This is a genomic window from Clostridium sp. UBA7339, assembly GCF_002470865.1.
Lineage (GTDB): Bacteria > Bacillota > Clostridia > Clostridiales > Clostridiaceae > Clostridium_J > Clostridium_J sulfidigenes.
In genome coordinates this window covers 469,745-483,767 of the sequence record NZ_DKPI01000006.1, presented here as the reverse complement: position 1 = coordinate 483,767, position 14,023 = coordinate 469,745, and the positions used below count along the sequence as shown (strand labels likewise).

The window sequence follows — 14,023 nt, the reverse complement described above, 5'->3', positions numbered from 1 at the left end:
ATCTATTTAACAAGGTGTATAAATTATATATGATATATGAAGGAAATCAATTACAAAAAACTAAGTATAAAATTATAAGATATTTATTTCAAGACTTATAGACTGGAGGTTACTTTATGGAAAGTCTTAAAATTTTAAAAAAAACTAAATTTAGTGAAGTACAGGTATTAGCCCTTGGGTTTTTTATAGTAATTTTTATTGGAGGTACAATATTAAGTTTACCCATATCATCTGCTAGTGGAGAGGCCACAAATTTCTTGGATTCAATATTTACAGCTACATCTGCCACCTGTGTTACAGGGTTAGTTACAGTAGATACAGGTACTCATTGGAACCTATTAGGACAGACCGTTATTATGATATTAATTGAAATCGGTGGTCTTGGATTTATGTCTTTTGCCACTTTTATATCTGTACTAATAGGAAGAAGAATTACTTTAAAAAGTAGATTATTAATGCAAGAAGCAATGAATACCTTTAATATTCAAGGGTTAGTAAAAATGCTTAAAAAGGTTATGTTATTTACTTTTATAATACAGTTTATAGGAGCATTAATACTATCCACTCAGCTCATACCAGAGTTTGGTGTAGCTAGAGGTATATATATTAGTATATTTAGCTCTATATCTACCTTTTGCAATGCTGGTTTTGATTTATTTGGAAATTTTAATAGTTATACAGCATATTATGATAATTCCATTATACTTTTAACTGTAAGTGCATTAATAGCTATTGGAGGGTTAGGTTTTATTGTATTGTTAGAACTTTATAATTATAAAAGTACAAAAAAGTTATCTTTACACGCTAAGGTAGTGTTATTAATAACTACTATATTAATAGTGGGAGGAACTATAGTAATGTTTATCCTAGAATATAATAATCCTAATACCTTAGGAAATATGAATATTAAGGACAAAATAGTAAACTCTATTGTAGCTTCCATAAGTCCAAGGACAGCAGGAATTAACAGTGTACCAATAGATAAGATGACTACAACATCAAAATTTATAACTGTTATACTTATGTTTATTGGAGGTTCTCCAGGTTCTACAGCAGGAGGATTAAAAACATCCACCTTTGGTATAATTTTATGTACAGCTATTTCTGTAATTAAAGGAAAAGAAAATGCTGACATATTCGGAAGGACCATTCCAAGAGGATTACAATTAAAAGCTGTTACTCTTTTAATAATAGGAATGGGATTAGTAACCACAGTCACTATGGCACTTACTATAGCTGAACCTAATGAAGCCTTTTTAGATGTGTTATACGAAGCTACATCAGCCTTTGGAACAGTAGGATTAACTACAGGTGTAACTCAAAGGCTCAGTGAACCAGGAAAAATTATAATTATTATGCTGATGTATTTAGGAAGAGTTGGTCCACTTACTGTAGTAATGGCTCTAATTAGCAGAAAGAAAGGTACTAATTACAAGTATCCTGAAGGAAAGATATTGATAGGATAAACACATTTGTGAAATATTAAATAAAAAAACTATTATATAGGAGGTTAATATGGTATGGATAATAAATATATGAAAAGAAGTAAGGAAGAGTTGAAAAAAATATTAACCAAGGAGCAATATAACGTAACTCAAGAAAATGGTACCGAGCTACCTTATAAAAATGAATACTTTGACTTTTACGAAGAAGGTATTTATGTAGATATAATAACAGGAGAACCATTATTTATATCTAGTGATAAGTTTAACTCAGGATGTGGATGGCCAGCTTTTTCCAAGCCAATAGATAGAGATTTTATTAAAGAAAATATAGATAAAAGTCATGGAATGGTCAGAACCGAGGTAAGAAGTAAAAGTGGAGATTCCTACTTAGGTCATGTATTCTGTGATGGACCTGAGGAACTAGGTGGATTAAGATATTGTATAAATTCAGCTTCACTTAAATTTATTCAAAAGGATAAGATGAAGGAAGAAGGGTATGAAGAGTACTTAGATTTACTTGATAAATAAATATACAGATGAGAGTATGGCACTAAGATGTGGTTAGATGGATTTATCTATTTAATCACATCTTTTTCTATGTTTAAGAGATTAAATGTGGAAATCTACGGTTGTATTTTAAGGAGAAAAATGTGAAAATAAAGCTATATTACAAAAAGTCTTAATAAGGAGGGATATAGATGTTTTGGTTTTCAGAAGATAGTAAGAAGGTAGATAAAAATCTTTCAAAAGAAGATGAATTACAGCAGCTAGTATGGAATTTTTTTATGAACAAAATTCCTAAACTAGGTTTTGAACAGAGAGAAGGGCAAGAAGATATGGCGTTAGATATATGTAACGCTATAGCTGACAGACAACATACTATAGTGGAAGCAGGAGTAGGAATAGGAAAATCTTATGCATATATAGTTCCCTTACTTTATTATAATAAACTTTTTAATAAACCTGTATTAATAGCTACGTCAACTATAGCTCTGCAAGAGCAACTAATTAAGGATGTAAAAAAAATTTGTTCTTATATTAATCATAAACCAGAAATAGTTTTAGCTAAAGGCATGACTCATTTTGCATGTAAAAGTAGAGCCGATAAATATTTTAAAGAGATTAATAGGAAAGAGTTTAATGATAATCTAGAAATACTATGTAATTACATAAATAATGGAGTAGTAGATAGAAAAAATATAAAGTTAGATGTAGATAATAATATATGGGACAATGTGAATGTAAAGGCAACAGATCATAATAGGTGTGAACATTATAATAATTGCAGTTTTATGTCTCTAAGAAGAGATATGTTAAATACTGATGGCATAATTTTATGTAATCAAGACTTATTAACTGTACATTTTCAAAAGTTAAAGAAAGGTCAAAAGGGGCTTTTAAATGAGAAAATAGATTTAATTGTTATAGATGAAGCTCATAATTTGGAGGAAAAAGTTAGAGCATCTTTAATAGAAAGCTATAACAAATATAAAATAAAATCTATTTTAGGAGATGTAATTGAAACCATAAAAATATCAGCTATAAGAAGAGAGAGTTACGAAAATTTTAATAATATAGCTCATATTTTGAATGTTATTTCTAATAAACTAAATAATCAAGTAAAAAAACAAATTAACTCATCACCTAAGGGTGAAGAAATGGAAAAGTATTTTATTAATATAGATGAAATACGAGAAGAGCTTTTACTTTTAAATAGTAAAATTGATTTAATAAATTATAAAGTACAATTTTATAGTGATGATAATTTATGTGAAGAAGTATTCGAAGAGCTAGAGAATCTTCAAGACTTTATAAAAAGTTTGATATCTATAAAGAGTAGGGATTTATTTTGGTTAGAAAATTTTAATGATATTCATATATTTGCATGTCCTAAAAATATAAGTAAGGAGATAAATTCTTTATACTTTGATAAGTTAAAAACTACTATATTAACTTCAGCAACTATTGCAGATAAGAGTCAAGGTAGTGAAGAAGAGAGATATGAGTATTTTATTAAAAGTACAGGCTTTCCAACTAGTACAGGATTTTTATCAACACCAAAACCATCACCTTTTCCGTACAATTACAATGCCATGATATATTATACAGAAAATATGCCTCATCCAGTAGAGGCGAGAGAAAGGTTTATAAAATTGGGGGCAGAAAAAATAGTAAAGCTTCTGAATATTACAAAGGGAAAAGCATTAATTTTATTTACATCTAAAAGTGATCTAAAGGAAGTTTATGAGATATTAAAACATAAAAATTTAGAATATAGGATTTTGAAACAGCAACATATGTCCTCTCAGGATGATATACTTGAAGAATTTAAAAAGGATAAGAATTCCGTATTATTAGCTACAGGAACATTTTGGGAAGGAATAGATGTGCCTGGAAAATCATTATCGAATTTAATTATATTTAAGCTACCATTTCCGGTACCAGATCCAATTATAGAATATAAAAGGACTTTATCAGAAGATTTTTTAATGGAGGTAAGTGTACCATTAATGATAGTAAAACTTAGGCAAGGAGTAGGAAGGGTAATAAGAAAGCATGATGATAAGGGGATAGTGGCAATCTTAGATTCTAGAATTGGTGAATTGTCTAATAGCCCGTATAAAAATATAGTGTTTGATTCCCTCCCTATTAAAAATAGAACTAATGATATAAGAGAAATAGAAAGTTTTTGGATGAAAATGGATGAATAGAGCTTAAGCAAGATATAGAAAGGAAGTTATTCTATATCTTGCTTTTTATTATAAATATCATGAAATAACGACTTAAAGCACATTAACAGTAACTTGAAAATAATTTATATAAGTAATATAAATTAAAGTATATGGTTATATATTTATAAATATTTAATAATAAAGTAATATTTATAAAATTGAAAAACTATAATTTCTAAAGATAGAGAAATAGTTGTTTACAGTATGTTAAATAATAGTTAAATATATGTTATTTAGTAAATAATATGGTATAATATGGTGTTTAGATAATATGTAGAAGATTTATAAAACTAAATCTTTAATTGTTATTTTTAAGAGGGTAAAAGCTATATAGTATGGCATTTATTTAGGAGGATTTACTATGAAAATAGGAATTGATGTGGGCTCAACCACAATTAAATCTGTTGTTTTAAATAACTTTGGAAAAGTTATTTATCAATCATATGAACGTCATTATTGTAAAATAAAAGAAAAGACTTCAGAACTGCTAAAGAAAATTAGAGATAAGTATCCAAGAGAGAAGTCCATGGAACTAAGCATTTCTGGATCTGCTGCTATGGGTATGGCCGAAAAATGGAAGGTACCCTTTGTTCAAGAGGTTTATGCAACAAGGATTGCTGCAACTACTTTAGAAGATGATGTGGATGTTATCATTGAATTAGGGGGAGAAGATGCTAAAATACTATTTTTAAAGGATGGTATGGAAGTAAGGATGAATGGCTCATGTGCAGGTGGAACAGGAGCATTTATTGACCAAATGGCTACTTTATTAAATATGTCATTAGACGAAATGAATGAGACTGCTAAGGATTATAAAAAGATTTATACTATTGCTTCTAGATGTGGAGTTTTTGCTAAGTCAGATATTCAACCTCTTCTAAATCAAGGAGTTGTTAAAAGTGATTTATCAGCAAGTATTTTCTTTGCTGTTGTAAATCAAACTATTGCAGGATTAGCTCAAGGTAGAGTTATAAAAGGTAACGTATTATATCTAGGAGGACCACTAAGCTTTAACTCAGAATTGAGAAAAGCCTTTGACAAAACTTTGAAATTAACAGGAAAGTGTCCAGATAACTCACTATATTATGTAGCTTTAGGGGCAGCCTATTATGCTAGTGAAAAGATAGATATAGATAACTTGATTATTACTTTAAATAATTATCGTGAAGATGAAACTTATTCTATGGCACCACCACTATTTAAAACAAAAGAAGAGTATGATGAATTTAAGCTTAGACATGAAAAAAGCAAGGTGCTTGTCAAGGATGAAATTGATATTGCATCACCAATAACTATAGGAATAGATTCTGGTTCTACAACTATAAAAATTGTTGCTATTAATGAAAATAAAGAAATTGTATCTTCAATTTATAGACCTAATAGTGGAAATGCTGTAGAGGTAGTTAAGGAATACTTAGAAAATATATATAACACATATCCCGAAGTTAAAATTTCAGCAGTTGCAGCAACAGGATATGGTGAACAATTAATAAAAAATGCCTTTAAGGTAGATTATGGTATGGTAGAAACGGTAGCTCATTTTACAGCAGCCAAACATTTTATGAATAATGTTGATTTTATTATTGATATAGGAGGACAAGATATAAAATGTTTTAAAATACATAATGGAGCTATAGATAATATATTTTTAAATGAAGCTTGTTCATCAGGTTGTGGCTCTTTCTTGCAGACCTTTGCTAATGCATTAGGATATTCAGTTGAAGAATTTGCTAACTTAGGATTATTCTCTAAAAATCCAGTAGATTTAGGTTCTAGATGCACTGTATTTATGAATTCTTCTGTAAAGCAGGTGCAGAAGGATGGAGCTACCATAGAAGATATATCAGCAGGATTATCTGTTAGTGTAGTTAAAAATGCACTATATAAAGTAATTCGTGCCAGTAATGCAGAGTCTCTAGGAAAAAATATTGTAGTTCAAGGAGGAACTTTCCTAAATGATGCTGTACTTCGTGCCTTTGAACAAGAATTAAATGTACAAGTCCTTAGGCCTACAATTTCTGGGCTTATGGGTGCTTATGGGGCAGCTTTGTATGCTCATGGAAAAAATAATGATAAAAGTACTATTCTTAATAAGAGTGAATTAGAGAATTTTAATCATGAAGTAAAAATGACTAACTGTGGGCTTTGCAATAATCATTGTAGATTAACTATAAATACCTTTGGAGAAAGTAGAAAGTATATTGGTGGAAATCGATGTGATAGACCTATAAGTAATAAAAATCATGGAGAAGTGTCCAACATATATGAGTATAAGAGAAGCTTACTAGATAGTTATCCTAAAATTTCAGGTAAAAGAGGAAAAATTGGGATTCCTATGGGATTAAACATGTATGAATTATACCCATTTTGGTATAAATTTTTTACAACCTTACAGTTTGAAGTAGAAAAATCTGAACCATCTTCAAGAGAAATTTATCTGAAGGGGCAAACAACTATACCATCAGATACAGTATGCTTTCCAGCAAAACTAATTCACGGACATGTACAGTCACTAATAGATGGTGGAGTAGATACAATTTTTTATCCATGCATGACCTATAATATACAAGATAGTTCAGCTGATAACTGTTATAACTGCCCAGTAGTTGCATATTACTCTGAAGTAATTCAAGGAAATATGCCAGATGTTTCAAAGGTAACCTATATTTATGATTATATAGGAATTCATAGACCTAAGGATTTTTCAAAGAAGATGCATAGCATATTGTTAAAATATTTTAAGGACATATCTTTAAAAGAAGTTAAGGAAGCAACTACTCTTGCTTACAAAGAATATGATAGATATTTAAAAAAAGTAAGGACAAAGGGTGAAGAAATTATTGAGAAAGCAGAAAAGGAGGGTAAAGATATAATTGTCCTTGCTGGTAGACCTTATCATATAGATAGTGAGATAAATCATGGAATTGATAAGTATATTAATAGCTATGGAGCTGCAGTTATATCTGAAGATGTGATTTCTCATAAGGTAGATAAGGTGAGCCTTCAGGTGTTAAATCAATGGACATATCACGCTAGATTGTATAAGGCAGCTAAGTATATAACAGACAAGCCTAATATGAATTTAGTTCAGTTGGTTTCCTTTGGTTGTGGTGTGGATGCAATAACTACCGATGAGGTAAGAGAAATTTTAGAAGAGTCAAATAAGATATACACCCAAATTAAGATAGATGAAATTACTAATTTAGGAGCGATACAAATAAGACTTCGTAGTTTATTTGCAGCAATCCATCAAGGGGAGGGTGAATAAGTAATGGATAATGAAAATAAAGTAACCTTTACTAAAGAAATGAGTAAAGATTATACTATATTAATGCCTATGATGGCACCCATACATTTTGAAATTTTAAAAAATGTATTCCTAAATAGTAAATATCACATAGAACTATTAACTAATAAAGGTGAATCAGTAGTACAAACAGGACTAAAATATGTTCATAACGATACTTGCTATCCAGCTTTACTGGTTATAGGTCAAATGATAGATGCTTTAAATAGTGGAAAGTATGATATTAATAAAACAGCTTTAATTATCACTCAAACTGGAGGAGGATGCAGAGCATCAAACTATATATACTTACTTAGAAAGGCATTAAAAAAGGCTGGATATGGACAGGTTCCTGTTATTTCTTTTAATTTAGCCGGAATGGAAAAAGATAGTGGCTTTAAAATAACATTGCCTATGGTTCATAAAATGTTATCAGGAGTCATTTATGGAGATCTTTTGATGCATTTGAGCAATCAAGTGAGACCCTATGAAATAAGTAAAGGTGAAAGTGATAAAGTAATAAAAAAATGGATTGAAGAGTTAACTTTGCAATTTAAAAATAATAAGGCTTATTCTCTAAAAAAAATTAAGACCAATATGGATAACATAACAAAAGACTTTGCAAATATAAAAATTGAAAAAACTCCTAAAGTAAAAGTGGGTATAGTGGGAGAGATATATATTAAATATGCAAGCTTAGGGAATAATGATTTAGAAGCATTTTTAGCTACACAGAATTGTGAAGTAATGATACCAGGAATTCTTGGATTTGTATTTTATTGTACAGATGAAAGAATAGACAATATAAATCTTTATGGTGGAAGTAAGGTAGTTAAGTTTATTGTTCAAAAATTTATGAATTACCTATTGAAAATTGAGAGTTTACTTATATCTTCAGTAAAGGAAAATTCAGATTTTATACCACCATCATCCTTTAAAGAAACTAAAAAGTTAGCAAAGGGTGTAGTTGGATATGGTAATAATATGGGAGAGGGATGGCTTCTTACAGCAGAAATGTTAGAGTTGAATAATTTAGGATATAAAAATATTATATGCACTCAACCCTTTGGATGTTTGCCAAATCATATAGTAGGTAAGGGAATGGTACGAAAAATAAAAAACATTCATCATGATGTTAATATAGTACCTATAGATTATGACCCTGGTGCTACTAGAGTAAATCAGGAAAATAGAATTAAACTTATGCTTGCCATTGCAAAGGAACAACTAGATCATAAGGAACTTAATATCAATCCGAAAGATATTAATAGTGATATAGATAAGGAAATTGCATTAGTGTAAAACCACAATCTTTAAAAAGTTATTCAATTATAAATTTGAATAGATGTTAAGAAATCTATTGTATAATAAAATAATTCATAATATGGAATTAAATTAAATTGTATGATATTATTAACAGGTAGAGAAAATAAGTAATCAAACTGTTAATAAGGCTTGTTGGTCAAGTGGTCAAGACGCCACCCTCTCACGGTGGAAACAGGGGTTCGATCCCCCTACAGGCTACCATATTGTATTGAAGGATTTAGCTATTATAGCTAAGTCCTTTAATTTTTTATATTGAAAATAATTTATGAAGAATAGATAATAATTAAGTTTTTCTATTATATAAATAAGTATATGAATCTTACTTAATGAAGATAATAATATAAATTACATTTTAGGAGGTAAGATTATGAATTTAAAAAGTGAACATCATTCTTTATTAAATAATAATCCAGGAACTATAGAAAGAGATCTTGGAAGGGAAGTAAGAAATAAGGTTAGTGATAATGAATTAAAGAGTGAAGCTAATACAAAGAGGAACAAGGAGTCTATAGAAAATTCCATAGAAAAGGGAGAAGGATATCTTTATAACACATTAGAGGATTAATATATTAAAATTATTATATCTAGAGGAAAGCAAATTTACTTTATAAATAAGTAGATTTGCTTTATTTGTTTTAACATTTATAACCCTATAAAATAATTAATTTTATATTCAAGTTATTAACCTCTTATTGCTATAATTATAGCGAAAGGAGGGGCGATATGGGAAAAATTGATGAAATGGATAAAAGGGTTTGTGAAATGAGACAAAATTTACAAAAGTTAATTAGTGAAAAAACTAATTTACTAGATCCAGAAGTAATCATCGCAAGCCAAAAACTCGATGTGGTTTTAAATGAGTATCATGTAATACTGAGAAAAATCCTCGAGTAAAACAAAAGTTGGAGAGATCTAAAGTCTCTCCTCCAAGGAGATAAAATAAATAAAAGTATCTATAAAATCTAAAATATAGATTTTAATGCATATAAGTAGTAGAATGGTAATATGTTGAAAATATAAGCTAAGTAAAATATATATATTTTATTTAGCTTTCAAATTGGATTAGGGGGACATAATGTGAGTGGTAATCAAAGAAAAAGTAAAGTGAAAAGTGGAGGAAAGATTTTAATTCCCATAATAATTATGCTTTTTGTAATTTATGAAGCTAGGAGTATATTTAAGGAGATAGATATAAATCAGGTTCTAGATATATTAAGAAATATACCTAATACATATCTTGTAATATTCTTAATATCTGCAATTATATCTATATCGTTTTTATGCTTTTATGATGTAGTACTAGCTGATCATTATAGATACAATATAAATAAGTTTAAGGTATTTGTAGTTGCATGGATTGCTCATAGCTTTAATGACATAATAGGGTTTGGAGGGCTTACAGGAGCTACACTTAGAACTGTTTTATTTAAAGATGAAAATATTGATACTAAGGACATGATAAATTTTAATATGATACTAATACCTACAACTATAGTGGGCTTATCAGTTATGTGCTATTTAGGTGTATTAGACGTATTTAAAATATATCCATTATTACATAACCAAAAGTGGCTTTGGATAGTAATATTAATATTTTGTGCTTTTCTACCTATATATTATTTTTTAGATAGGTTCACTTGGTTAAGCAATAAACTTGAAAAATTTAATTTATACTTTGAAGGAAGTATAAATTTAAAGGTCAGATTAACCCTTCTATCTACCTGTGAGTGGATAGTGAGAAGTATGATGTTTTTTACCATAGCTAAATATTTTAAAGGTGATGCAAGCTTTGTATCGGTTACAGGAGTAAATATATTAGCATGTATTGCTGCACTTATAAGCTTTATACCAGGAGGTGTAGGGTCCTTTGATTTAGTAGCGATACTAGGACTAAAGACTCTGGGGTTTTCTCCTAACTCAGCTTTATCTATAACGCTTTTATTTAGACTATATTACTTTATAATACCTTGGATTATTGGAGTAATTCTATGGGTAGGAAGAGTAGTATTAAGGTCAAATAAATTAGGTAATCATATACGAGAATAAAATAAGTTAATACAATAAAAGAAGAGGATGAATAATGAAAGATATATTAAAATTACTACAAAACAATTTCCTTTTTAAAGGAATTGATTCTGAGAATCTAAAAAAAATTTATGAGGAAACAAAATATCATATTAATAAATATGATAAAGGGGAAATTATTGCCCATGAAGAAGAAGAATGCAGTACTATAGGACTTATATTAGAAGGAACCATTGAACTTCAAAGGATATATCCAAGTGGTAAATATATAGTTTTAAATAAACTTACCCTTGGTGATGTATTTGGAGAAGCCATAATATTTTCAAAGCAAGAGAATTATCCAGCAACAGTTATTGCACTAAATCAATGCAGTATATTATACATTGATAAGGTAGATATGTTAGAACTATTTTCAAGAGAAAAAAGAATTCTTGAGAATTTTTTAGAACTTCTTAGTAATAAAGTGCTAATGCTAAATTCTAAAATTAAAAATATATCTTTTAAGAATATAAGGCATAGAGTTATAAATTACATATTAGAAGCTATGAAACTACAGAAGAATAGTACAATTAAATTAAAAGAAAGTAAAGAAAGTATTGCTGCAGCTTTAGGAATACCAAGACCATCATTGTCAAGGGAGCTAATAAATCTTAGGGATATGGGATATATAGATTTTGATAGAAGCAATATAAAAATATTAGATATAGAAGCTTTAGAAGAAGAAATGTTTAATTAAACATTATATAAAAGATAAGTATTAATAAATATGGAATACAAACAATGTAAATAAAAACATTAAAAAAAATATATTATCACAGGAGTTCGTAACATAGGTTACGGACTCCTGCATTTATTTTATGTACAATAAGACCATAGTTCAAATGAATTCAATTATTAAATCAACAAAGTAAAAAATATTATTAAGAAATAAAGGGGAGTTAAATATGGAGAATAAGATGTTTTGTTTTCAATGTCAAGAAGCAGCTGGTTGCAGCGGATGTACTGTAAGAGGAGTTTGTGGTAAGACTCCTGATCTTGCAAAACTTCAAGACTTATTAATATACAGTTCAAGAGGATTATCAGAAGTAGCTACAAGAGCTAGGGAAGAAGGAGTAACTGTTTCTAATATAATAAATAGAGCTGTGACTATGAATCTTTTCACTACAATTACAAATGCAAATTTTGATGACGCGGTATTCTATAAAATGGTTAAAGAAACTTTAAATCTTAAGGAAGAATTACTTTCAAAATTAAGCAATAAAGAAGATTTAAGTGACGCTGCATTATGGACAGCTAAAACAGAAGCTGAAATGGATAGTAAAGCTGGTTTAGTAGGAGTACTGTCTACTGATAATGAAGATATTAGAAGTTTAAGAGAAATGATAACTTATGGATTGAAAGGATTAGCTGCATATGTTAAACATGCTAATGCATTAGGATATGATGATGAAGCCATATGTGCATTTATGCAAAAAGCTTTAGCTGCAACAGCAGATAATAAGATAACAATAGATGAATATATAGCATTAACATTAGAAACTGGTAAAGTTGGAGTAGACGGTATGGCATTACTTGATAAAGCTAATACTGAAAGCTATGGACATCCAGAAATTACAAAAGTAAATATTGGAGTAAGTAATAAGCCTGGAATTCTTGTGTCTGGACACGACTTAAAAGACTTAGAGCAATTATTAATTCAAACAGAGGGTACAGGAGTAGATGTATACACTCACTCAGAGATGTTACCAGCTCACTACTATCCAGCATTTAAAAAGTATTCACACTTCATAGGAAACTATGGAAATGCATGGTGGAAGCAAACAGAAGAATTTGAGAGCTTTAATGGACCAATTCTTATGACTACAAACTGTATAGTACCACCTAAAGATAGCTACAAAGCAAGAGTGTTTACTACAGGTGCTGCAGGCTATACAGGATGTAAACATATTGCAGCTGATGAAAAAGGAAATAAAGATTTTTCAGCATTGATAGAATTAGCTAAAACTTGTGAAGCTCCAATAGAAATTGAACATGGTGAAATCATTGGAGGCTTTGCACACAATCAAGTATTAGCCTTGGCTGATAAAATTGTAGAAGCAGTAAAAACTGGAGCTATAAAGAAATTCTTTGTGATGGCAGGTTGTGATGGTAGACAAAAGAAAAGAGAATACTACACTGACTTTGCAAAGGCATTACCACAAGATACGGTAATCTTAACTGCAGGATGTGCGAAATATAAATATAACAAGTTAGACTTAGGTGATATTGGAGGAATTCCAAGAGTACTTGATGCAGGTCAATGTAATGATTCATACTCACTAGCATTAATTGCTTTAAAATTAAAAGAAGTATTTGAGTTAGAAGATATAAATGAATTACCAATAGCATTTAACATTGCATGGTATGAGCAAAAGGCTGTAATAGTTTTATTATCTCTACTACACTTAGGAGTAAAAAACATTCACTTAGGACCAACGCTTCCAGCATTCCTATCTCCAAATGTAGCTAATGTTTTAGTTGAAAACTTTGGAATAGGTGGAATAACTAACGTAGAAGATGATATGAAAATGTTCATGGAAATGTAATTGAAAAAATAAATATATAATTAAGCCCAATATGTAACTATTAAAAGAGGTTCACTAAAATTAATATTCTAGTGGACCTCTTAATTTAGTATATATTTCTTTTACTTAAGACGAGATTCAATCCAAGCTAAGGCACCTGGATGCATAGAACCATCATTATCCAAAGTAACTTGAGAAATGAAAAATATTTCATTATCTTCTTTTACTTCATCTAAAGCTAGCTTTATATCCTTAGAATTCATTTCAGTATGTAAAAGAAATGTGGTTGGCATAATGTTTGCCCAAGCCCCTAAAGATTTAATTTTTCTAGGCAGATTACTATGGTGGTGATGATGGTCGTGGTTGCAATTCTCATCATGCTGGTGATTATGGTCACATTCATGATTATGAGTTTCAGCTATATAATAAGTTATTTGATATACAGACATTTTATTACCTCCTCTAGGTAAGTTTATGGTTATTTAACATGTATTATACATAAAATGAAAGTGATTTGCAATTAATAATTCATTAAAATGATTATCAGTAAGAAATATAAAATATAAATTTTGTAGACCTAAGAAATAAAATAATTTATTATAATGTTTACAACTTAAGTAATGTATGCTATATTATTGGTAAATG

11 protein-coding genes and 1 tRNA gene are annotated in these 14,023 nt (G+C 29.2%); 11 read left to right on the top strand and 1 reads right to left on the bottom strand.

Features of this window, described 5'->3' with window-relative positions; translation table 11 throughout:
* Positions 1-116 precede the first annotated feature (116 nt).
* The 11 genes from B2S02_RS05680 to hcp all read left to right on the top strand — a co-directional run bounded on the left by B2S02_RS05680 (position 117) and on the right by hcp (position 13,399).
* Positions 117-1,466: a TrkH family potassium uptake protein gene (locus tag B2S02_RS05680; protein ID WP_346848265.1), complete on the top strand. Its 1,350-nt coding sequence runs from the start codon at positions 117-119 to the stop codon at positions 1,464-1,466.
* Positions 1,467-1,520: 54 nt separating this feature from the next.
* Positions 1,521-1,973, top strand: a complete 453-nt coding sequence (gene msrB, locus B2S02_RS05675; protein WP_346920409.1) for a peptide-methionine (R)-S-oxide reductase MsrB — start codon at positions 1,521-1,523, stop codon at positions 1,971-1,973.
* Positions 1,974-2,143: 170 nt separating this feature from the next.
* Positions 2,144-4,156 (top strand): ATP-dependent DNA helicase, encoded by a 2,013-nt coding sequence (locus B2S02_RS05670; RefSeq protein WP_346920408.1) that lies wholly within the window; start codon positions 2,144-2,146, stop codon positions 4,154-4,156.
* Between the two features lie 382 nt (positions 4,157-4,538).
* The gene (locus B2S02_RS05665) at positions 4,539-7,445 is read left to right on the top strand and encodes an acyl-CoA dehydratase activase (RefSeq protein ID WP_346920407.1); all 2,907 of its coding nucleotides are present in this window, start codon (positions 4,539-4,541) and stop codon (positions 7,443-7,445) included.
* Positions 7,446-7,448: 3 nt separating this feature from the next.
* Positions 7,449-8,765, top strand: coding sequence for a 2-hydroxyglutaryl-CoA dehydratase (locus B2S02_RS05660; RefSeq protein ID WP_346876419.1), 1,317 nt, complete (start codon positions 7,449-7,451; stop codon positions 8,763-8,765).
* A 150-nt stretch (positions 8,766-8,915) separates the two neighbouring features.
* Positions 8,916-8,990: transfer RNA gene (locus tag B2S02_RS05655), tRNA-Glu, on the top strand.
* A 166-nt stretch (positions 8,991-9,156) separates the two neighbouring features.
* Entirely contained in the window at positions 9,157-9,354 is a 198-nt protein-coding gene (locus tag B2S02_RS05650; RefSeq protein WP_035133185.1) for a hypothetical protein, read from the top strand.
* 158 nt (positions 9,355-9,512) lie between these two features.
* Positions 9,513-9,683, top strand: coding sequence for an aspartyl-phosphate phosphatase Spo0E family protein (locus B2S02_RS05645; RefSeq protein ID WP_346890554.1), 171 nt, complete (start codon positions 9,513-9,515; stop codon positions 9,681-9,683).
* A gap of 183 nt (positions 9,684-9,866) precedes the next feature.
* Positions 9,867-10,835, top strand: coding sequence for a lysylphosphatidylglycerol synthase domain-containing protein (locus tag B2S02_RS05640; protein ID WP_346848272.1), 969 nt, complete (start codon positions 9,867-9,869; stop codon positions 10,833-10,835).
* Positions 10,836-10,869: 34 nt separating this feature from the next.
* Entirely contained in the window at positions 10,870-11,550 is a 681-nt protein-coding gene (locus tag B2S02_RS05635; RefSeq protein ID WP_346848273.1) for a Crp/Fnr family transcriptional regulator, read from the top strand.
* 208 nt (positions 11,551-11,758) lie between these two features.
* A complete protein-coding gene (hcp, locus tag B2S02_RS05630) occupies positions 11,759-13,399 on the top strand; it encodes a hydroxylamine reductase (protein ID WP_346920406.1) in 1,641 nt (546 codons plus the stop codon).
* Between the two features lie 101 nt (positions 13,400-13,500).
* Here the strand turns inward: hcp and B2S02_RS05625 are convergent, their stop codons facing one another.
* Entirely contained in the window at positions 13,501-13,827 is a 327-nt protein-coding gene (locus tag B2S02_RS05625) for a hypothetical protein (protein ID WP_346920405.1), read from the bottom strand.
* Between the last annotated feature and the right edge of the window lie 196 nt (positions 13,828-14,023).

What these genes read in the sequence shown, in the direction of transcription:
- B2S02_RS05680 (WP_346848265.1), top strand. Translation starts at nt 117, where the DNA reads ATGGAAAGTCTTAAAATTTTAAAAAAAACTAAATTTAGTGAAGTACAG.
- msrB (WP_346920409.1), top strand. Translation starts at nt 1,521, where the DNA reads ATGGATAATAAATATATGAAAAGAAGTAAGGAAGAGTTGAAAAAAATA.
- B2S02_RS05670 (WP_346920408.1), top strand. Translation starts at nt 2,144, where the DNA reads ATGTTTTGGTTTTCAGAAGATAGTAAGAAGGTAGATAAAAATCTTTCA.
- B2S02_RS05665 (WP_346920407.1), top strand. Translation starts at nt 4,539, where the DNA reads ATGAAAATAGGAATTGATGTGGGCTCAACCACAATTAAATCTGTTGTT.
- B2S02_RS05660 (WP_346876419.1), top strand. Translation starts at nt 7,449, where the DNA reads ATGGATAATGAAAATAAAGTAACCTTTACTAAAGAAATGAGTAAAGAT.
- B2S02_RS05650 (WP_035133185.1), top strand. Translation starts at nt 9,157, where the DNA reads ATGAATTTAAAAAGTGAACATCATTCTTTATTAAATAATAATCCAGGA.
- B2S02_RS05645 (WP_346890554.1), top strand. Translation starts at nt 9,513, where the DNA reads ATGGGAAAAATTGATGAAATGGATAAAAGGGTTTGTGAAATGAGACAA.
- B2S02_RS05635 (WP_346848273.1), top strand. Translation starts at nt 10,870, where the DNA reads ATGAAAGATATATTAAAATTACTACAAAACAATTTCCTTTTTAAAGGA.
- hcp (WP_346920406.1), top strand. Translation starts at nt 11,759, where the DNA reads ATGGAGAATAAGATGTTTTGTTTTCAATGTCAAGAAGCAGCTGGTTGC.
- B2S02_RS05625 (WP_346920405.1), bottom strand. Translation starts at nt 13,827, where the DNA reads ATGTCTGTATATCAAATAACTTATTATATAGCTGAAACTCATAATCAT.